The sequence below is a fragment of the Hominisplanchenecus faecis genome (assembly GCF_020687205.1).
GTDB classification, from domain to species: Bacteria; Bacillota; Clostridia; order Lachnospirales; family Lachnospiraceae; genus Hominisplanchenecus; species Hominisplanchenecus faecis.
Genome location: NZ_JAJEQE010000003.1, coordinates 69,833 through 91,286, shown reverse-complemented (window position 1 = coordinate 91,286; position 21,454 = coordinate 69,833). Strand labels below are relative to the sequence as shown.

Below are 21,454 nucleotides of genomic sequence, written 5' to 3'. Positions count from 1 at the left end.
TAGTTTCCGATGTGTCAATTGACTTTTCGGGAATCTCGGCTCCTGCTTTTTATAAATTACTTTCCTGTTTATTTAATTTTTTTCTGATACAGTCTCCAATACTGGTAATACACAATAATGTCACAACAAGAAAAACACCGGGAATCAGGATAATCCACCAGGCACCTGTAAGCAGTGCTTTTTCTGACAGTGACAGCATACTTCCCCATGAAATAACTTCCAGCGGAAGTCCTATCCCGATGAAACTTAATGTTGACTCTTCCACAATAGCACTTCGGATATTCATGACAACCATAAACATGATGGAAGATAAAAAATTGGGTGCAAGATGTTTATAAAGAATATAAAAAAATCCTCCCCCCATGCACCTGGCCGCAATTACATATTCATTGTTTCGCAGCTGCCGCACTTCTGTTCTGATAATTTTGGCTATACTCATCCAACTCGTAATCCCTATCACAAAAGACAGACTGAATACATTTGCCTTTCCAAGAATGGCCTGCAGAAAAATAACCGTTAAAAGATTCGGAATGCTCAGCAGAATCTCTGTTGCCCTCATGAGCAGCATATCCAGCCATTCCGGTGCCATGCCGCTTACCGTGCCAAATATGATTGCAATACCGGTAGATATCACGGTTGCTGCAATTCCGATAAACAGAGACTGCCGTCCGCCATACCAGATCATGGAAAAAATATCACGCCCCATAGTATCTGTTCCAAACAAAAATTCTTTACATGGAGCAATTGTATAATTTTTCAGATCCATGTAAGACGGATCTTTTGTCATGATTCGATTGCAGAACAGACAGCCACCCACAATCAGTATCAGAATGATGACAGACAACCATGGAATCGTATCATACCATCTGTTTTCTTTTTCCGGTACCTGCTGTTCTGCAAGCTCTGGTTTTACTCCAACCATTTCAAACAGGTCACTCATAGTTATCCACCTCCTGCATTTCCGACTGCCTGCTGATACGCATTCTCGGATCAATCCTCTCATTAAGAATCTGTGCAGCCATATTACAGGCAATGATTATGATCCCTGACATCAGACTGATGATCATCAGTAAATTATAGTCTTTATAACGGGCACTTTCATATGCCAGTGTCCCTATTCCGGGATAAGAAAAAACAGTCTCTGCCACATAAGTTCCTCCCATGATATGCGTTACCGAAATCGCCATAATACTCAGATATGATGGCATGATATTTCTCATACAATGTACCAGCATAATACGGGATTTTTTTATTCCTTTTGCTTTTGCCAGCAGCACATAATCTGCACGGATTTCATCCAGCATTTTATTCCGGACCATGTAGCCATAATACCAGAGATGTTCTGTCACGATCACAGTCAAAGGCAGGATCATATGTAAGATTCGGTCGGAAATGTTTTTTTCCTGCCCGACTGCATATGCCCCGGAACTTGGCAGCCATCGCAGCGAAACAGAAAATACAAGAATCAGCACCAGTGCCAGCCAGAACTCCGGGACACAGCTTATGATCGTCCCTGCTTTACAGATGATTTTATCCAGCCATCCGCCTTCTTTCCATGCACATATGACTCCCAGCAGCAATGCACCTGCAAATATAATCAAAAAGCCAGTACCGCCAAGAAGCAGGGTATTACCAAGTCTGCTTTTCAGCACATCCAGTACATCCATCTTATATTTATAAGAACGTCCGAAATTTCCATGAAAGACCTGATTGATCCACCTGCTATACTGTACAGAAATTTTATCATTCAGACCAAGTTTTTCTTCTGCCCACTCTCTTTCTTCAGGACTCATCTTTTCCACTCGTTCTCCGTAGTAAGAAAACAGTGGATCTCCCGGTGCAAGTCTGGAAACATAAAATGTCACAAGAGAGAGCAGTCCTACACTGATCATAAAAATCACCAGTTTTTTTCCATAATACAGCATTCGTTCACCTCTCATAACACTTCACCTTTCTGTCTTTCTATTCGTGGATCCGGTATTGGGACTGCCGCTAACAGTGCTTTGGTATATTCATGTTCCGGATGGGCGAAAATATCTTTTGTTCTCCCTTCCTCCACCAGTTTCCCGTGATACATAACACCTGTCCTGTCACACAGAAACTCCACCATTGAAAGATCATGAGCAATAAAAAGAAATGAAAAACCCTGTTCTTTCTGTAATTTCCGAAACAGATTTACCATCTGTGCCTGAATTGACACATCAAGCGATGCAATCGGTTCATCTGCCACGATCAGCTCCGGTTTTGTGGAGAGTGCCCGTGCAATCGCTACTCTCTGCCGCTGTCCACCGGATAATTCACATGGATATTTTTCCATATAACTGCGATCCAGTCCAACAAGCTCTAACTGTTTTTCTATCTCTTTTTTACCTGGCCTGCCCTTTCCTGAATAAATACGCAGCGGTTCTGCTACAATATCCTCGATTTTCATTCTCGGATTCAGACTGGATGCGGAATCCTGAAAAATCATTTGCCGTGTCATCTGCAGCATTTTCCGATTTTTTCGAAACTCTTTGTTTTTACAGATTGGGATCCCTTTGTAAAATATTTCTCCTTCAGAAGGTTTATATATATTCATAATACAGCGTGCCACTGTAGATTTTCCTGATCCAGATTCCCCTACCAGTCCGTAAATTTCCCCTTTTTTTATTTGAAAAGATACATCATCTATCGCTTTTACTGTCATTTTTCTCTTCAGGTGAAACATATGCGAAAGATGCTGCACATCCAGTAAACTGTTATTTTCCATATCTTCGTTCTCCAATCGGAGCCTTTACTTCCGGAGCTCGTTCATCCAGCAGCCAGGTAGCTGCATAGTGCGTGTCCGTAACCTGAAACATGGGCGGCTCTTTTTCATAATCTATCCTCATCGCATACGCATTTCTCTCTGCAAATGCATCACCTTTTGGCGGATGGATCAGGGTTGGAGGCATTCCCGGTAATGTCGGAAGCCATTCTTTCCCCCTGGACAAAATCGGAAGAGACTGCAGCAGCCCCCATGTATACGGATGCCTTGGATCATAAAAAATCTCTTCCGCTGTTCCGATTTCCACAATTTTTCCTGCATACATAACCGCTACACGATCTGCCACCCCTGCTACAACCCCAAGATCATGGCTGATAAAAACGGTTGCTATCCCGAGTTTTTTCTGGATTCTCCGAAAAACATCAAGAATCTGAGCCTGAATCGTCACATCCAGTGCCGTGGTCGGCTCATCCGCAAACAGAATTTTGGGATTGCCTGCAAGTGCGATTGCCATAACTGCCCTCTGGCGCATTCCACCTGAAAATTCATGTGGATACTGCGAAATTCTCACTTCCGGCTCATCAATTTCCACCAGCTGCATCAATTCAAGAACTTTCTTTTTCACCTGCTTTTTGGGCATTTTTTTATTATGGATCCGCACAGCTTCTTCGATCTGTTTCCCGATGGTCATTGTCGGATTGAGTGATGTCATCGGATCCTGAAATATCATGGAAAAAAGGGCTCCCCGCAGCCGTGACATATTTCTCTGCGTATAATCCGTGATATCTATGCCATCTGCCAGGATCTTCCCGGATTTAATTTTTGCCGTCTTCGGAAGCAATTTCATAATGCTTTTACATAATGCACTTTTCCCACATCCGGATTCTCCTACTATAGCCAGGACTTCCCCTTCCTCTACGGTCAGGCTGACATCTCGAACTGCCTCCACTTCACCGGATTTTGTAAAAAAACTTACTGATAAATGCTCTGTCTTCAGTAACTCTCTCATAATGAACCTCTTATAACTGCATAAAGAGACTGTTCCCAGTCTCTTTGCAGCTCTCTTTTATTCTTGTACTATTTCCCAATCCTGAATATTCCAGAAGATACCTACTCCATGATGTCCAAGAACCGTATTTTCAGAGATTCCCTGTATATCTGAATCTGCCACATAATTAGCATCAATATAGCAGATAAATGCATATGGCGGATCCTGCAGCAGCTCTTCCTGGAAAAGATCATAATATTTTGCACGGGTTTCCTGATCTTCATACTGTCTTGCCAGAGTCAGATATTCATCCACTTTCTCATTAGAGTAGGAAGAATAATTTGCACCCTTATCTGTGCCAAAAACTTTATAGGTATGATCGTCTGCATCAAACGGGCTTCCCCAGCCGATCAGACATGCCATCTGTCCGCCCCAGTCAATCTGTGCCGGAATATCTACCGTACAGTTAATGCCTATTTCCTGTAACTGCTGAGCTGCTGCCTGTGCGATATCAATTCGGTCCTGCTCTCCGGACATAACGCTGAGGACGAAACCGATTTCTTCCCCGTTTCTTTCATAAAAGCCATTTTTTCCCACCTTGCATCCTGCATCTTCAAGGATCTTTCTGGCTTTTTCCGGATTATAATCATAATGCTCTGCCTTTTCATTGTTATATATATTTCTCTGTAACGGACCATAAGCCGGCATTCCCTGTCCAAGAAGTACTGCATCTATAATTGCCTGGCGGTCAATTCCATAACAGATTGCCGGAATAAGATCTTTGTTTTCCTTCCAGTAATCATTTGCGAAATTAAACATAATACCACGATAATCGGAAGTAGTCATATCGTAACAGCTGTATCCATCCATATTTTTGAAATTCTCTGCATTTTTCGGATCCAGCAAAGCCATATCAATCTCACCGGACTGCAGCTGAACTGCCTGTGTATTATCGTCCTCTACAATTTTAAAAATCACCTTATCGATTTTTGGACTGCCAAGATAGTAATCTTCATTTTTTGTCATTACAATAGACTGCCCTGCATCCCAGCTTTCCAGTTTATAAGGGCCTGTACCTACAGGATGCCGGAAAAAGTCTGATTCCTGCATATCTTCCCCTTCCAGAAGATGCTTTGGCAAAATCGCTATCGTCATATATTCCAGAAATGCCACATTTGGTTCTGCCAGTTTAAAGGCAATCGTCTGGTCATCCATTACTTTTATTTCCTGAACATCTTCATAGTTTGGTGCATTTTCTGATCCATTCTCCTGATCCATAATAGCCTCGATGGTAAATTTTACATCATCTGCAGTAAAAGCTTCCCCGTCATGCCATTTGATCCCGTCACGAATATGGAACGTATAAGTACAGCTGTCCTCATCATATTCCCATTTTTCTGCAAGACCCGGAATCACCTGGTCATCTGCATCATGAGCAGTCAGACCGCTAAATAACAGCATATTAATCTCACAGTGTTCATCCATCGCCGGATTGATTCTTGTGTAATCACCGGATCCATATACCAGCGTTGATTCTTCGGCTTTTTCTGTATTTTCTGATTCCTTCGTTGTTTCCTCCTGTTTTGCCGTCTCTTCTGCAGTACTTCCTGTTTTGGATGTATCCCCACAGGCTGTCAGAGACATTGCCATGGCCGCTGCAAGCAGCAATGCAATCACTTTCTTTTTCATCTATTTCCCCTTTCCGCTGTTCTGCTTCCTTTTGTTTTGAAAAGAGCCGCCGCTTTTGATTCAAGTCGAACGGACTGCTCTTTTTCGCAGTGCATTTATCATAATCTGTTTCTTTCTTCCCCACAAGCCCCCCGTCTGGTTATCTTTTTCCTTTCTTTTTGTACGATATTTCTGTACTTTTTCCCACTTTTTTCACTTTCGCATCCTTATCCGGGGGATAGCTGAATCAAAAAAGACGCAAGCCACACTTCCGTGACTTGCGTCCCTTACGAATCTCTTTAAAAACTGCAATGTCTTTTTTTCTCAACTTCTTCCAATGTCGGCATTGCCGGTATTGCCCCTTTCTTCTCTACACAAAGACTTGCCACTGCATTTCCGAACCGCACATATTCTTTCAGTTCTTCTATGCCAAACATCTCCGGACTTTTTCCAGCTTTGCTGATGCAGTATAAAAATCCGCCCCAGAAGGAATCTCCCGCACCATTTGTGTCAACCGCCCTGCTTGCAAAGCCCGGGATCTGTATCCCGCCTTCTTTGCAGTAAAGATATGCTCCTTCGCTTCCAAGCGTGACGGCAATGATTTTAACACCTTTCTGAAATAAAATTTCTGCTGCTTCCTCTGGTTTTTCTTTTCCGGTCAGCAGTTCTGTCTCCTCATCTGAAATTTTCATAATATCAACATAAGGGATCAGGCTTCGCATCTGTTCTTTTGCCGTCTCTTCATTTTTCCATAAAGAAGCTCTGTAATTTGGATCATAGGATATCATGCTTCCATTTTTTTTTGCTCTTTTAACTGCATAAAATGTAGTATCTCTTGCCGGCTGATCGGTCAGCGAAAGGGAACCTGCGTGAAAAATTTTTGTCTGATCCAGAATCACGGTATGGATTTCTTCTTTTTCGATCCTGGTGTCTGCTCCTGGTTTTCTTGCAAAAGAGAACGATCTCTCTCCATTTTCCGCTGTTTTTACAAACGCAAGTGTCGTAAAAAATTTCTCATCCAGAATCATTCCGTCTGTCTCAACATTTTCTTTTTTCAGTACTTCTTTCAGAAATTCTCCATGCATATCTTTTCCTGCTTTTCCAAGAAAAGCTGTGCGGGCACCAAGTTTTGCCGCCGCAACTGCCACGTTTGCCGGAGCTCCGCCTGGGTTCTGTGCGAATACTGCCTGTCCTTCCTCATTGACTCCCTGCCAGGTAAAATCGATCAGGATCTCACCAAATGTTGTAATATCATAACAAGATTTTTTTGTCATTATTTCTATTCCTCCTAAGCAAACAGACTGATCACGAAAGCACAGATCAAACCGGTAAAGCCAATGATCGTCTCCATCATGGTCCATGATTTCAGTGTTGTTTTTTCATCAATTTCAAGCAGTATTCAATGTGTCGTAAAACCCCTTGCTTTAGCTGTGGGGAGTGTCAACAAGTTCTATATCCACAAGCACCATATTCTTGCTGATTTCTGCTGAAATCAAAAAGCTGCAACTTTTGTTTAATCTGCATTCAAAAGATGGATCTGCTTTTTCAGCCACCAAATCGCAATTCCTATATAAGGTGTTTTTGGATCTGCTTCATTCTCCCAAATATGTAATTGCTCTATACAATTCTGTTGAAAATCTCCTTCCTGATTTGCTAAATCTTCCTGAATCATATCTAATACTGCTTTTCTGTTCTTTAGAAGCGTCACCGCATCTGTATCACAATTTAAATTCAGTCTTATATTGATGTCTTCATCTATAACCACATCTGTAGATTTCATCGTTCCATCTGTCAGATAATATATGGTTTCCAGCGTTTCTTCATCCAACGGATTAATTTTAAGAGGTGCATTTTCTCTCTTTTTATCGCAAGTAAGAAAACGCCTTTTATGCTTTCCATTTGCTTCAGGTGCTTTTTCATTTCCCGAACATACAGCAAGCATATTTCTATAATCCAGTCCTTTATTTTCTGTTGTATCACCTACTGCACTTCTTGCCTGCCAGTGTTCAATATAAACATCACTTAAATCTACATCTTCTTCTAAAATGCGTATATCCGGAATACGTCGCATACAATAGGCACACAAATGTCCCTGTTCCTGCATCAGCAAATTTCTGACCTGTGTTTTTAATGGATTTCTAAGTTTAGCATACCCATCTTTATCTGATAATCCCTGTTCTTCTGCTTCTTTTTTTAATGTTTCCAAGTCAGAAGGTGCCGGGAATTTTTTTATAAGAATCATCGCTTTCTCCTGACCTTCAATAACTTTAACTTCACATTACAGCCTGCAATTTCAGAATCATCGTCGCCGATTTTTTCCTTTAATTGATTCAAAATCTGTTCTGCATTTTCTATCTCTTCACAGTCTATAAAATGATAAAATTTTTGAAATAGTGCCTTTATTTCCATTGGTCGTTCTGATGAATGCATAATACCACTTATAATAGTATTTGTATCTTTTCCATGAACCTCTCCTGATGGTTCATAAGCCATACCATCATCAAGTAAAATAATATTTTCACTTTTTACGGTATTAATCACGGCAGGTGCATGTGTGCTGACAATAAACTGAACTTTAGGAAAGATCTCTGTCAAGTCCCCTAAGATCCTTTGCTGCCAGGTCGGGTGCAAATGCAAATCGACTTCATCAATCAGTACAACACCATCTGTCTCTCTGCATACGTTACCTAAAAGCTGTGGATTAAGTGCCGCCATGCGGTACGCTATATCTGCCACCAGACTAATCGTACTTTTATATCCATCACTCAATTGATTGATTGGAATTCTCATGAGTTCACCTGACTCATCTCTGTAAGCCACTTCTAATTCCTTTGTTCCAACATTGTACTGCATTTTAACTTCATCATTTCCGGTAATTTTTTTATAGCAAGTTTCCATGGCAGCATAAACTGCTTCTAATTCTGGAATGCCTTCTAATCCTAGTTCCTGATTCTGATATTTCCGTACCGTCATTTTCGCAAACCAGTTCATCATCAGCTTAATGTTAGCTGTTCCATCCACACAATCCATATAACCGTTCATTCTGTTATTTGTCTCAAAAACATCACTTTGCTTTTCTCGATGATAATCCCATAAACGCCCGGTTCCATAATAAGCAATAACCGGAAGTATCAGCTTTGTATCACCTTCTCTTAAATGTTTCTGAAACTGAATACCAAGATCAATCATCTCTTTTGCATTACCAATTGTCGTACTTCCATTTAATTTATTAAGACTTCTTTCCCATTTTTTCACTCCAGACTTTGTCATTGCCTCTGCCTGTACCGTAACCGGATATTGCGGCTGGACATCCTTTGTACTTCCAACCGAAAAAGCTTTCAATCGAACCTGATTTTTATCAATTCTGCGACTATACAATCCATCCATTTTTACAAAAATCGTACTGACTGCAATTGCTGCTCCCTCCATAATGGATGTTTTTCCAGAGCCATTTGCACCTACAATCACTGCCAAATTTGGATGCAATTTTATATCAAGATTTTCAAAACATCTGAAATTTTTAAGTACCAATTTTTGAATATGCATTTTTTCACCGCTTTCTTTTTATTCTAATTTATCATTCATTTATTGCTTCTTTTATTCATTCTGTCCATTTCTTACAGCCTGATACATTTTGTAACCCCTGGCACTGATGAACTCTTATAAGCTTCTAAAAATATAAAACATCAAAAGAGCCACGGTCTTCCGTGGCTCCATTGTATCACAAATCAAAAAATAAATCTTCTTTAAAACTTAATCATTTCCGATTGATACGTGATAGAAAAAATATATCGTAAGAACATTTTGTAGCAGAAAAATCCTTCCTCAATGAAAACACCTTTTGCACAGTTTCTGACAAATGTAACCGATTCTTCATACTGGGATCTGTCCCAAAATGCACTACCATAAACGCCGGATCTGTGATTGCGATAAAACTTGCAGTTCTGCCAAAAAAGGCGGGACAACTTATACCTACGAGAATATGGATTTACGTATGTTTCCTGGTATCCAGCGTGATTCTGATGATTGGAATACATGTGTATCGCTGGAAGAAAAACCAGAAACCATACCACCACAAAGTCTGACGTTCTATGTCAATCCAGAAACAATTCTGAATACTGACCTTTTTTTACCTGCTCTGAAATCATCTGCACCCTGCTTATGCTCATCCTCCATTTCTGAAGTTCCTTATATGCTGTTGTATTTGATGCTGAACCGCTATTCCCAGTTCATACGGCCGTATCGGGTAGTCATACGGCAGATTTCTTTTTGGAGCTTTTTGGTCAGCTGCGTCTTTTTCAGACGCCATCTCCAGTTCTTACCAACCGTAGAAGGTTTATTGATGCGGGCGGAATTGTCCAGTCCCAGCCAGTCCTGCATCGGAATGATGCAGGTGGCAGCCGCACTTCGCAGAACCAGTGCGATCATGCTCTTATAGAGCTGTTCTTCCGGGGTGGCATAGTCGTACAGATAATCACGCACCATAGCACGTTCGGCAGCTGTGATGGTCTGATACCATGACACCAGTGTTTCATTGTCATGCGTTCCGGTGTAGGCCACACTGTTCACGGAATAGTTATGCGGCAGATAATCGCTGGCACTGCCGGTATCACGGGAATCAAAAGCAAATTCCAGTACCTTCATTCCCGGGAATCCACTGTCACGCACCAGCTTACGCACGGTGTCGCTCATATAGCCAAGGTCTTCCGCAATGATTTCCCGTTTGCCCAATGCCTGTTCCACCGCACGGAACAGTTCAATGCCCGGTCCTTTTTCCCAGTGTCCTGATGCAGCTGTTTCACTGCCATAAGGGATTGAAAAATACTCATCAAACCCACGGAAGTGATCGATACGTATCACATCATACAGTTCGAAGCAGTACCACAGGCGAGTGATCCACCACTGATAACCGGTATTGCGGTGCACTTCCCAGCGATAGAGCGGATTACCCCAGAGCTGACCGGTTGCTGAAAATCCATCTGGCGGAACACCTGCCACTGCAGTTGGAATGTTCTCCTCATCCAGCTGAAACAGACCAGGATTTGCCCATGCGTCCGCAGAATCCAATGCTACATAGATCGGAATATCTCCAATGATCTGTATTCCTTTGCTGTTTGCATAAGTTTTCAGTTTGCTCCATTGTTCATCAAACTTGAACTGGAGATATTTATAATACTCCACTTCATAATACAGTTCCCGGCGATAGTAATCCATCGCATTCTGCCACCGCAGACGGATATCTTCCGCCCACTCGATCCATGGTCTGCCTTCAAAACGCTCCTTCACTGCCATGAACAGTGCAAAATCATCCAGCCACCACTGATTTTTCTCGCAGAATCTCAGAAACGCTTCGTTGTGGCCGATATCACTGCGGGAATATGCCAGCCGCAGCAGACGGTTTCTTTCTATATAAAGACAACTGTAATCAATGTCATCTGCCTTACGTCCAAAATTTGCCTTTTTGCACTCGGCAGTTGTCAGCACACCCTCTTTTACCAGTTCATCCAGACTGATAAAATACGGATTTCCTGCAAAAGCAGAAAAGCTCTGATAAGGACTGTCGCCGTAACTGGTCACACCCAGCGGCAAAATCTGCCAGTATGTTTGCCCGGCTTCTTTGAGCCAGTCCACAAAATCATACGCTTCCTGTGAAAAACAGCCGATACCGTAGGGGGACGGCAGACTGCTGATTGGCAGCAAAATACCTGCACTTCTCTTCATCTTTTTTACCTTCCTTTATAATTCGATCAGAATACCTGCATGGTCAGACACCTGTGGTTCCTGTGTTCCGCGAAATACAACTCGGCTGCTCTTTACCGGAATAACTTTTGAGCACCAGATCTGATCGATACGCTTTTTCTCTGCTGCATCCGGAGTATCTCTCCAGCCGTCAATGGCCTGCACCACCGTATAACCATCATCCTTATGCTGTGCCAGACAGTAGGTATCCTGCCAGCCGTCCCGGGCGATCAGATCATAACCTTCTCCCCGAACCGCTGCTTCACTGTTGAAATCACCCAGCAGAAATGCCATCTGTTTTCCGGATGCTGCATGGGACATCTTTTCCCACTGATCGAGAAAAGGCTCTTCTTCATCCTTCCACCAACCCATGTGTACCGCATAGTACCAGACATCTCCTGCACAGATACCAAGTGCACGACGCGTTTTCCAGTAATGATAATCGTCTGTCCTGCTCAGCAGCAGATTTTCTGTTGCAGTGATTGGCATACGACTGAAAATTGCCATACCTTCATCATACTTGTCGTAGCCGATTTTTGCCGGAAGCCAGCTCCAGTAATAATGTACGCCCTCTTCCTTTAGCATCTGTGCAACAGCTGCCGCATGGTTGTCCTCTTTCAGCAATATCCCGTTACCGGAACATGGACAATAATTTGCCAGAGGGATGGGCATCGCCGGAGCAGATGCCGTCTGGTTCACTTCCTGCAAAGCGAAAACATCCGGCTGCTCCTTTGCGATAAAATCTACAAAAAATTTTCTTTTCGCCTCATAGTCCGGCTCGACGAGGCTGTGTGTATTCAATGTTAATAATCTCATAATTTTTATAAAATGGTGTTAAAATTAAAAGTCCAAAACTATGATGCCTACGGATTGTTCCGTGCGTCGCACTCCCACAATCCTCTCCAGTATTCGCATATCGTGGGATTATCATCCCACTTTTATGTCTACGCTCCGCTTCGGTCGGAGCAAAACGAACATCCACTGGATGTTCTGCTCCATATCTGGGCGGGTCCCAAGGTCTTTCATCCACTTATGAGCAAGCTCATGTGGATTTAGACCTTTTGACCCTGGCATCATAAAATATCATTAATATCAGATTTCAGGACGTCTGCCTTTGGACCATACACTGCCTGGATGCCATCTCCTTTGATCAGCAGACTCAGTGCACCTTCTGCCTTCCATGCCGGAAGATCGGCGACCTTTGTCGGGTCTTTCACCGTGACACGTAAACGGGTCATACATGCATCTACCAGTACAATGTTTTCGCGGCCGCCCAGCAGAGCAATGATACGCTCTGCCTGACTGTTTCCGTTTCCGGCAGAAGCACCTGTATTCTCTGCGGTATTCTCATCGGCATTGTCATCGGTATAGTTGCCCAGACGACCCGGCGTTGCCAGTTTGAACTTACCGATCATAAAATATGCTACAAAGTAACCGATTGCAAAAAATACTATCACACAGATCACAAAGTTGATAATATCGCCGCCCAGACCGGCCTGAAGCGACATCGGAATTCGGGTGATGAATTCCAGATTGCCAAAGGAATGTAAACGCAGGTGTATGATTCCTGCCATTGCAAAAGCACATCCCTGAAGAATCGCATAAACTACGTACAGCGGCATTGCACAGAACATAAACATGAATTCCAGAGGCTCGGTAACACCGGTAAGGAACACAGCCAGTACTGTGGAAATGAACATGGACTTATACTTTGCACGCTTGTCAGCATCGACACGGCGGTACATAGCCAGCACAATACCCAGCAGCAAACCGGTAGCACCGATCATCTGACCTACCTTGAATCTGGCTGGAGTAACCGTAGTCAGCAGATTATTGTAAGCAGCCATATCGCCTGATTTTTTAAAGTTAATAAGGTCATTTGCCCATGCCAGCCACAGTGGATCCTGACCAAACACCTGGCTGCCTGCGTTGACACCGGTAGCGATGGTGTAAGTACCTCCGAAAGAGGTGTAGTTCATAGGAATCGTCAACATATGGTGCAGACCGAAAGGCAGCAGCAGTCGCTCGAGTGTACCATAGACGAATGGAGCCAGTACCGGAGAAGTTGCAGAGGAATTGGCGATCCAGATACCAAAACTGTTGATACCGGTCTGGACTAAAGGCCAGAACAATGCCAGCACCAGAGAAATAACCACGGAGTAAACAATAACCATCATAGGTACGAAACGTTTTCCGTTAAAGAATGCCAGTGCATCCGGCAGCTTACGGAAGTTATAGTACTTATTGTATGCCACACCGCCCACAAAACCGGCGATGATGCCCACGAATACGCCCATATTCAGAGCCGGGGCACCGAGTACGGAAGTGAAGTAACCATTGACAGCAATCTCCTGTCCGAACAGCGTATGGGTCACAGCACTGGAATCTGCCAGCATGGCACTGGTAACACCAAAAATATTACCGGTGATGACGTTGATAAGAGCAAACGCCAGCACTGCTGCAAATGCACCGCCGGCACGTTCTTTTGCCCAGCCGCCGCCAATGGCAACTGCAAACAGGATGTGCAGGTTATTGATCACAGCCCAGCCAATGTTCTCCATGGTAGTACCGATGGTCATAACAACTGCCATATCTGCACCTGCCATCTGCACCAGCTTACCAAGGCTGATCATCAGACCGGCCGCTGGCATAACAGCGATGACCTGCATCAGTACTTTGCCCAGCTTCTGCAGGAAATCAAAGTTAATCATGCCTTTTTTCTTCGCTTTCTTCTCTGCTTTGGTTTTCCCGGTCGGCTGAGCATCTGTTCTGGCTGCACCGGCCGGCTGCTCTTTTGTATTCAGTGTCAGAATCGATGTCTTACCTGCTTCAGCAGTTCCGCTTGCACAATGCAGCTCCATATCTTCTGTGCCGCCTGTCAGAACAACAGACGTAATCGTTTTCAGCCCCCGCTCACGAATAAGGTCAAGATCTACTTTTGCTACAGGCTGACCTTTTCTGACTTTGTCACCCTCTTTAACCAGAATCTCAAAGCCCTCGCCATTAAGACTGACTGTTTCCAGACCCACATGAACCAGAATTTCCAGCCCGCCATCTGCCACAAAGCCAATGGCATGTTTTGTTCCGGCAATCGTTTCCACCGTACCGTTTACAGGACTGCAAAACAACCCGTCAGACGGTTCAATGGCGATGCCTTCACCCAAAACACCGCTTGCAAAGGTTTCATCCGGGACTTTGTTCAACGGAACAATGTTTCCGCTGAAGGGTGCTGTCACAACGGTTGAATGTTTCATTGCTGTCATGATATTCCTCCTTATTTTTTTGCATTGTTTCACGCAAGTATTGCACTGTATTTGCATAACTTTATGCAACCAGAATAATCCCATTACGCAACTTTTACAAGAGTTTTCTAATCAAAAAACAAACTTTCTACTTTTTTCACAATTATTTATAAGGTTTTTTGTGGAAATTGAATATATGAATCGGTTTGTTGCATGCAATGAGCATGCAAACTGCCCCTTATACCAGCGTTGACATTGCATAAAAATAGCTTTACAATAGACACAATGAAAACCAAGGAGGAACAGACTATGGCAGTTACCATTAAAGATGTCGCAGCAGCAGCCGGTGTTTCACCTTCCACGGTGTCACGCACCTGCAAGGACAGCCCTTCCATCAGCCGGGAAACCAAGGAACGGGTACGCCGCATTATGGCACAGCTGGGCTATGTACCCAATTTTGAGACAGAACCGGTAGAGGCATTTTCCAAGACGATCGGCATTATCCTGCCCTCTTCTCAGCGTGATGTCTATGAAAACGCATTCCATCTGGAGATCATCCGCGGCATCGGGCAGTTCTGCAACCAGCGACGCTATGTGAATACGGTCATCACCGGGCAGGATGATGCAGAAGTGCTGGATGCGATACAGAGCATGGTATCCAATTCCCAGGAAGATGGCTTTATCCTGCTCTATTCTAAAAAAAACTGTCCAGTAGCATCCTATCTGCGAAATGAGGGTCTGCTTCATGTCATTGTCGGCAAAGCAGTGCAATCCGCCAACCAGACCATCTACATTGACAACGACAATGCCCTTGCCGGAGAAGAAGCCACCGATTATCTTTATGAACTGGGACACCGCCGCATTGCTTATTTCGGTGTCAGCAACGCCATGCTGTTTTCTGCGGAACGCAAACGCGGCTACCAGATGTCTTTGCTGAAACATGGGATCACACCGCGTGAAGAAGACTGTGTGGAGATCAACTCTCTGAACGATTCCTATGAGGATGCACTGGAAACGCTCCTCACATCTGCGGACCGTCCTACAGCCGTGCTGATCAGCGATGACATTCTGGCTGTGGTATTGGAACAGTTCTGCGGTAAGCTTGGATTCAGCATCCCGAAAGATCTTTCGATCATTTCGTTCAACAACTCACTGTTTTCCCGCATCACCAGTCCAAGGCTGACAACGATCGATGTCAATCCCTACCAGCTTGGCATAGAAGCCGCCAGCCAGACCATTAACCATATCGAAAACCCGAATCTTCTGGCAACAAAAATCATTGTGCCACACCAGCTGATCCCCCGCGAAAGCTGCTGCCCTCCTCCGAAGATCTGACAGAAACAGACACGACCGTTCCTCTCCATACAGTAAACGGTCGTGTCTGTTTATCTTTTCCGGTAATCCCGCGGTGTTATTCCAAAATGTGCTTTAAATATTCGATTAAAATAGGACAGATTCTCAAACCCGCACCGTGAAGCGATCGTCAGGACCGTTTCATCCGTGGTCTGTAATGCCTCAGCAGCCGTATTCAAACGGTATTCATTCAGAAAAGCGATAAAGCTCTGCCCCGTCATCTGCCGGAACCATCGCATAAAATGGCTGGAGCTGAAAGAACATACTTCTGCTGCATCGCCAACGCAAATCTTTTCGGCATAATGTTCCGAAATCCATTGCAGGACGGTTTTCAGCCGTCTGGTATCCGCCGTTTCCGCCGGAATCTGCTGTTTTCCATGCAGAATGAGCAGAGCCAGAAAACGCAGCAGTCCGCTCTTGATGACCAGTTCATAGCCTGGAAGTTTGGAGCTGTTGGCATCTTCGATTTCCTTCAGACAGTTCGCCGCCTGAGGATAATACAGATCATCCGGCGTCAGATGTATGTTCAGTGCCAGACGCCCGCTTTGCAGCGGAAGAATATACTTTTCGGCACACAGATCTCCTGCACCACCCAGAAGTTCCGGATCAAAAATAATATTCTCATACTCCATATACTGACCCTCTGTCTGCCTGAGTGCATGGAGCGTACCCGGTGTAAAAATGAAAATATCTCCCATATAAGCCAGATGCGTCACAGCACCTGCCTGAACCAGCCCGGCTCCCCGCTTTACAAAGATCAGCTCCATACTTTCCTGCCAGTGGAGTGCCACCTGCGGGAAATCTCCCGGAATGGTGCAGGGATAAATATTAAACGGAAAACGCACAGCCCCATGCTGTTTTGTTTCCCGCAAGGAAACCTGTTTTTGCATCGCTATACCTCCTAATGATAGGATTGTACCATATTTTGCACTTTTCAGGCAAGATTTTGATTGTTTTATGTGATATATCTTGAAACACAGACATCAAAACTCGTTTTCCATATCAACGACATCAAAAGGAGGATTTGTTTATGAATTTCACTGAAATATTACAGAATCTCACAAAAAAGCCGCTGGCTGACTGTACAGATCAGGAGCTGTACCTGGCTCTGCTGGAACTCGTACGACAGAAAAGTGCCGACCGTGTACAGAGCGTCACCGGCCGCAAGCTTTACTACATCAGTGCCGAATTTCTTATCGGCAAACTGTTATCCAATAACCTGATTAATCTCGGTCTGTACGAGAAGGCCCGCGAGGCTCTGGCTGCTGCCGGAAAGAATCTCTCAGACATTGAGGAAGTAGAACCGGAACCTTCTCTTGGCAACGGCGGTCTGGGACGTCTGGCTGCCTGCTTTCTGGACTCGCTGGCAACACTGAACCTGCCAGGTGACGGCGTTGGTCTGCGATATCACTTCGGACTTTTCCATCAGTCCTTTGAAAATGATATCCAGAACGAAAAACCAGATCCATGGCTGACTGCACACAGCTGGGCAGAAAAAACCGATATAACCTATCCGGTAGAACTGGCAGGCAAAGAATACACTGCCAGACTGTACAAACTGGCAGTTACCGGCTACGAAGGCCGCACCAACACCCTGAACCTGTTTGACCTCGACACCATCGACGAAAGCATCGTTCATGATGGTATCGCCTTTGACAAAACTGCCATCGACAAAAACCTGACACTGTTTCTCTACCCGGATGATTCGGATGAAGCCGGCCGCCGCCTGCGTGTATATCAGCAATACCTGATGGTTTCTGCCGGTGCACAGCTGATCCTTGCTGAATGTGCTGCCCGTGGCTGCAATTATCATGATCTTGCCGATTATGCTGCCATCCAGATCAATGATACACACCCGAGTATGGTCATTCCGGAACTCATCCGCCTGCTTGGTAAAAAGGGCATTGCGTTTGAAGAAGCTGTTGAAATTGTCAGCAGAACCTGTGCTTACACCAACCATACCATTCTGGCAGAAGCACTGGAAAAATGGCCTCGTGCCTATCTGGATGCCGTTGTGCCACAGCTGATGCCTGTTATCGAAAAGCTGGATGCACTGGCCCGTACCCGCACTGCAGACGAAAGTCTTGCCATCATCGACCAGGACAGTCTGGTACACATGGCTAACATGGACATCCACTTCACTCACTCAACCAACGGTGTGGCAGCCCTGCATACGGAAATCCTGAAAAATTCAGAACTGCACGGCTTTTATGAACTGTACCCGGAGAAATTCAACAACAAGACCAACGGTATTACGTTCCGCCGCTGGCTGCTGGAATGTGATCCGCGACTGACTGCCAGACTGGAACAGTACATCGGCTCCGGTTTCCGCAAGAATGCGTCCGAACTGGAAAAACTGTTGACCTTTGCGGACGACGAAACGGTTCTGAATGAACTGACCGCCGTAAAAAAAGCTAACAAAGAAGATCTGGCCGACTGGCTTCTGAAAACTCAGAATGTGAAAGTCAACACCAATGCTGTGTTTGATATCCAGTCCAAGCGTCTGCATGAATACAAACGTCAGCAGCTGAATCTGCTGTACCTCATCCATCAGTATCATGAGATCAAAGCCGGTCATCAGCCTGCCGTTCCACTGGTAAGCATCTTCGGTGCGAAAGCCGCTCCGGCCTACACCATCGCAAAGGACATTATCCATGCCCTGCTGACTCTCTCAAAAGTGATTGCAGCAGATCCGGAAGTATCCAAATGGCTGCAGATCGTATTCATTGAGAACTACAACGTCACCGCTGCCGAAAAACTGATCCCGGCCTGCGATCTGTCCGAACAGATCAGTCTCGCTTCCAAAGAAGCATCCGGTACCGGCAATATGAAATTCATGCTGAACGGTGCACTGACACTGGGTACTATGGACGGTGCCAACGTGGAAATTTGCCAGCAGGTCGGAGAAGAGAACATTTACATCTTCGGCCAGAGCTCCGATCAGGTCATCCATCGCTATGCTGCCAATGATTACGTTGCCGCTCAGTGGTATGAAAACGATGCCAACATCCGCCGTGCCATTGATTTCCTCAACGGTCCGGAAATGCTGGCAGCCGGTCATTCTGAAAGCCTGAACCGTCTGCATCATGAGCTGATCCACAAGGACTGGTTCCAGACCTTGCCGGACTTCAACGCATACGTTGTACGCAAAGGACAGGCTCTCAGTGATTATACCTGCGATCCGATAGGATGGAGACGCAAATGTCTGGTGAACATTGCCAAAGCCGGTCTGTTCTCCTCCGACCGCACCATTGCTGAGTATGACCACGATATCTGGCATCTTGGTAAATAAAAATCTACCATTTTATGCCATCGACAGCCGGAACTTTTTCTGATACGGATCTTCAAAGATCTGATCATCCAGAGAAATTTCGATGCCGTACTGTCCGGCAATCTGACTGACCGGAGAAATCTTGTTTCTGCTCTGCAATCTTTCCGTCTTCCACCCGGTAAACTCTCCGGCACAGCCTCAGAACCCCCGGGCGATGCGTTGTCACGATACAGGTTTTTTCCGGTGCTTTTTCCAGTATATTTTTCAGAAGTTTTTTCTCTGTTTCTTCATCAAGTGCGGAAGTTGCTTCATCCAGAAGGATCACCGGTGCATTGCGAAGCAATGCCCGTGCGATGGCAATCCGCTGCGACTGTCCTTCGGAAAGCCCTTTTCCGCGTTCACCCAGTTTTGTCTCCAGTCCTTCCGGCAGTTTTTTGACAAATTCCCACGCACATGCCATCTCAAGAGCCGTCTTCATTTCTTCCCTGGATGCTCCTTCTTTGGCGATACTCAGATTCTCGGCGATACTCCCGGCAAGAAGGGTATTGCCCTGCGGAACATATGAAAAGCATACCCTTGTGTCTGCATTTAACTTCTGCTCCGTTTTGTCCTGTGCCTTTAAGATTGCCTTTCCTGTATCCGGCTCGATCAGGCCGAGGATCAAACGCAGCAGCGTTGTCTTCCCTTCTCCGGATGTCCCGACAAGTGCCACGATTTCTCCCGGGCAGGCACAAAAATCAGATTCCCGAAACACCTGTTTTCCTTTTGTATACGAAAATGTCACATTTTCCAGACGAACTTCCAGTCCGCCCTTTGTCAAAAACAGATCCTTTTGATTTTGCATGCTATGTATTTCTTTGGGAAGCTCTGTCAGTTCCCGGAGGCGATGTGCAGAAACCGAACTGTTCAGGAAAGACGGAATGATCGACACGAGATTCTGAAATGCCCCAGACAGGCTGTTTCTCTGCTGCAAAAATAAAGTCATCGTGCCATAAGTGATCGCATGTGTCCATAAGCGGAACAGACAATACCCAAATGCAGTAAACTGAATTGCCATTCCAACCACCGACAAAACTGCCTTTGTTTTGATGCTGAACAAATTGTAATCCAGAGTTATTTTTTTATACTGTTCCTGCAATTTTTTCAGACAGGTGCTGCAGTGCAAAGAAATGCCAAGCGATTTGATCATATCCATATTGTAAAAAGTTTCTGCCTCAAACGTCATCATCCGACTGCTCATTTCACGCACTTTCTTCTGGCAGTCCCGCTGTTTTTTCATCATAAACTGCGACATCAGAACAACAAACGGAGCACTTCCAAGTGCAATCCCTGCCATGACCTTATCATAATAAAAAAGCACAAGAAATGTTGCCAGAAAATGATAGAATGCGATCACGACCGCCGGAAGCCAGCTGACGGCATTGCTGCCCACTGTTTCAATATCCTGATTGAAACGGCTGAGCATATCGCCGTTTTGATACTTGCTCAGTTCCAGCCAGCTGACATCCAGAATCTGTTCAAAAAGATCTGCCCGAATATCATTGCTGATGTTCGTATTCAATTTTACCATAATACGGCTGATACCGCCATTCAGAATCAGGCTGACTGCAAAACTTCCTGCCATAACTCCAAAAATCATGCCCGCTTTGTTCATCTGATATCCGGTAACAATATCAATCAGATATTTTCCTGCAATGCTGCTGAGAAGTCCAAGAGAGGTACTTACCATTCCGAGAAATGTATAAAAAAAGATGGTCCATCGATATCTGACACTGTAATGCAAAATCCATTTCCAGTCATCAAAGATTTCCTGAAATATCCCATCTTTCCATTTTTCCGCTGCTCTTACTGTTTCGTTATGTATTTCCTTACTGCTTTTTTTTAAATTCTGCACCTTTGAAGAAAAAGAAAACCCAAGTTTCCTGATACCACAAAAACGAATCCAGATATGTTCAAAAAATCTCCACCGAAAATTTTCTGATCCTATCCATTTTCCCCGCACCTGTACTTTGGTGATTCTGGCAAAAATCTGCTCCTGACGGATTCCCGATTCCGGTACAATCTGACCGTCGCCAAGCAACGTATAACTTTGATCCCCGCATTTTAAAATCCGGTGCATTACATACTGCCCATTTTCACGGCGATAAAATACGATATCGCCTTTTCTTAGTTTCCGGTCTGTTTTTTTCATGCAGATTTTGTCCCGTCCATGTTTCAAAAACGGACGCATGCTGTTTCCCGTGACGATCATGCTGACTTCCTGTCCATCTTCCAGGAGTGCCCGTATCATTTCCATATATTCCTGCGTATCGACCAGCCTGACTGGTTTCTTTTCTTCAAAATATTTTTCACTGTCTTGTTTCCGAAATTTTTTCATAGTTTTATGCTCTGTTGGTTTCTCCTGGTGGCATATCAGATAAATGTTGTCGGACAATGTCCTCAAATAG

16 protein-coding genes and 1 pseudogene are annotated in these 21,454 nt (G+C 44.6%); 3 read left to right on the top strand and 14 right to left on the bottom strand.

Features of this window, described 5'->3' with window-relative positions:
• Positions 1–49: 49 nt before the first annotated feature.
• The 11 genes and pseudogenes from LKD42_RS01930 to LKD42_RS01880 form a co-directional block, all read right to left on the bottom strand.
• A complete protein-coding gene (locus tag LKD42_RS01930) occupies positions 50–940 on the bottom strand; it encodes an ABC transporter permease (protein ID WP_248834643.1) in 891 nt (296 codons plus the stop codon).
• Positions 933–1,940, bottom strand: a complete 1,008-nt coding sequence (locus LKD42_RS01925; protein WP_248834642.1) for an ABC transporter permease — start codon at positions 1,938–1,940, stop codon at positions 933–935. Before LKD42_RS01925 ends, LKD42_RS01930 begins: the two co-directional genes overlap by 8 nt.
• Positions 1,937–2,686 (bottom strand): ATP-binding cassette domain-containing protein, encoded by a 750-nt coding sequence (locus tag LKD42_RS01920; protein WP_248834662.1) that lies wholly within the window; start codon positions 2,684–2,686, stop codon positions 1,937–1,939. The genes LKD42_RS01925 and LKD42_RS01920 overlap by 4 nt, the downstream gene beginning before the upstream one ends.
• A gap of 52 nt (positions 2,687–2,738) precedes the next feature.
• On the bottom strand, positions 2,739–3,755 hold the full coding sequence (locus tag LKD42_RS01915) for an ABC transporter ATP-binding protein (protein ID WP_248834641.1): 1,017 nt from the start codon (positions 3,753–3,755) through the stop codon (positions 2,739–2,741).
• Positions 3,756–3,812: 57 nt separating this feature from the next.
• Positions 3,813–5,423, bottom strand: coding sequence for an ABC transporter substrate-binding protein (locus LKD42_RS01910; RefSeq protein ID WP_248834640.1), 1,611 nt, complete (start codon positions 5,421–5,423; stop codon positions 3,813–3,815).
• A gap of 278 nt (positions 5,424–5,701) precedes the next feature.
• The gene (locus LKD42_RS01905; RefSeq protein ID WP_248834639.1) at positions 5,702–6,676 is read right to left on the bottom strand and encodes a carbohydrate kinase family protein; all 975 of its coding nucleotides are present in this window, start codon (positions 6,674–6,676) and stop codon (positions 5,702–5,704) included.
• A 14-nt stretch (positions 6,677–6,690) separates the two neighbouring features.
• Positions 6,691–6,798, bottom strand: a pseudogene (locus LKD42_RS15310) (GntT/GntP/DsdX family permease); the annotation flags it as partial.
• Between the two features lie 117 nt (positions 6,799–6,915).
• The gene (locus tag LKD42_RS01895; RefSeq protein ID WP_173866719.1) at positions 6,916–7,644 is read right to left on the bottom strand and encodes a retron system putative HNH endonuclease; all 729 of its coding nucleotides are present in this window, start codon (positions 7,642–7,644) and stop codon (positions 6,916–6,918) included.
• Entirely contained in the window at positions 7,641–8,948 is a 1,308-nt protein-coding gene (locus tag LKD42_RS01890; protein WP_283094944.1) for an AAA family ATPase, read from the bottom strand. Before LKD42_RS01890 ends, LKD42_RS01895 begins: the two co-directional genes overlap by 4 nt.
• A 672-nt stretch (positions 8,949–9,620) precedes the next feature.
• Positions 9,621–11,123, bottom strand: a complete 1,503-nt coding sequence (gene malQ, locus LKD42_RS01885) for a 4-alpha-glucanotransferase (RefSeq protein WP_248834637.1) — start codon at positions 11,121–11,123, stop codon at positions 9,621–9,623.
• 15 nt (positions 11,124–11,138) lie between these two features.
• Positions 11,139–11,957 (bottom strand): endonuclease/exonuclease/phosphatase family protein, encoded by an 819-nt coding sequence (locus tag LKD42_RS01880; RefSeq protein WP_248834636.1) that lies wholly within the window; start codon positions 11,955–11,957, stop codon positions 11,139–11,141.
• 12 nt (positions 11,958–11,969) lie between these two features.
• Between LKD42_RS01880 and LKD42_RS15305 the strand changes: the two genes are divergently transcribed.
• Positions 11,970–12,197: a hypothetical protein gene (locus LKD42_RS15305; RefSeq protein ID WP_248834635.1), complete on the top strand. Its 228-nt coding sequence runs from the start codon at positions 11,970–11,972 to the stop codon at positions 12,195–12,197.
• Positions 12,198–12,214: 17 nt separating this feature from the next.
• On the opposite strand, the gene LKD42_RS01870 is transcribed toward LKD42_RS15305, so the two are convergent.
• Positions 12,215–14,404 (bottom strand): PTS transporter subunit IIBC, encoded by a 2,190-nt coding sequence (locus tag LKD42_RS01870; RefSeq protein ID WP_331464753.1) that lies wholly within the window; start codon positions 14,402–14,404, stop codon positions 12,215–12,217.
• A 288-nt stretch (positions 14,405–14,692) separates the two neighbouring features.
• On the opposite strand from LKD42_RS01870, the gene LKD42_RS01865 reads away from it, so the two are divergent.
• A complete protein-coding gene (locus tag LKD42_RS01865; RefSeq protein WP_248834634.1) occupies positions 14,693–15,718 on the top strand; it encodes a LacI family DNA-binding transcriptional regulator in 1,026 nt (341 codons plus the stop codon).
• A 50-nt stretch (positions 15,719–15,768) separates the two neighbouring features.
• Here the strand turns inward: LKD42_RS01865 and LKD42_RS01860 are convergent, their stop codons facing one another.
• Entirely contained in the window at positions 15,769–16,626 is an 858-nt protein-coding gene (locus LKD42_RS01860; RefSeq protein WP_248834633.1) for an AraC family transcriptional regulator, read from the bottom strand.
• 134 nt (positions 16,627–16,760) lie between these two features.
• Here LKD42_RS01860 and LKD42_RS01855 point away from each other — a divergent pair, with 134 nt between their 5' ends.
• Positions 16,761–19,028 (top strand): glycogen/starch/alpha-glucan phosphorylase, encoded by a 2,268-nt coding sequence (locus LKD42_RS01855; RefSeq protein ID WP_283094943.1) that lies wholly within the window; start codon positions 16,761–16,763, stop codon positions 19,026–19,028.
• A 64-nt stretch (positions 19,029–19,092) separates the two neighbouring features.
• On the opposite strand, the gene LKD42_RS01850 is transcribed toward LKD42_RS01855, so the two are convergent.
• A complete protein-coding gene (locus tag LKD42_RS01850) occupies positions 19,093–21,384 on the bottom strand; it encodes an ATP-binding cassette domain-containing protein (RefSeq protein WP_248834631.1) in 2,292 nt (763 codons plus the stop codon).
• Positions 21,385–21,454: the final 70 nt, after the last annotated feature.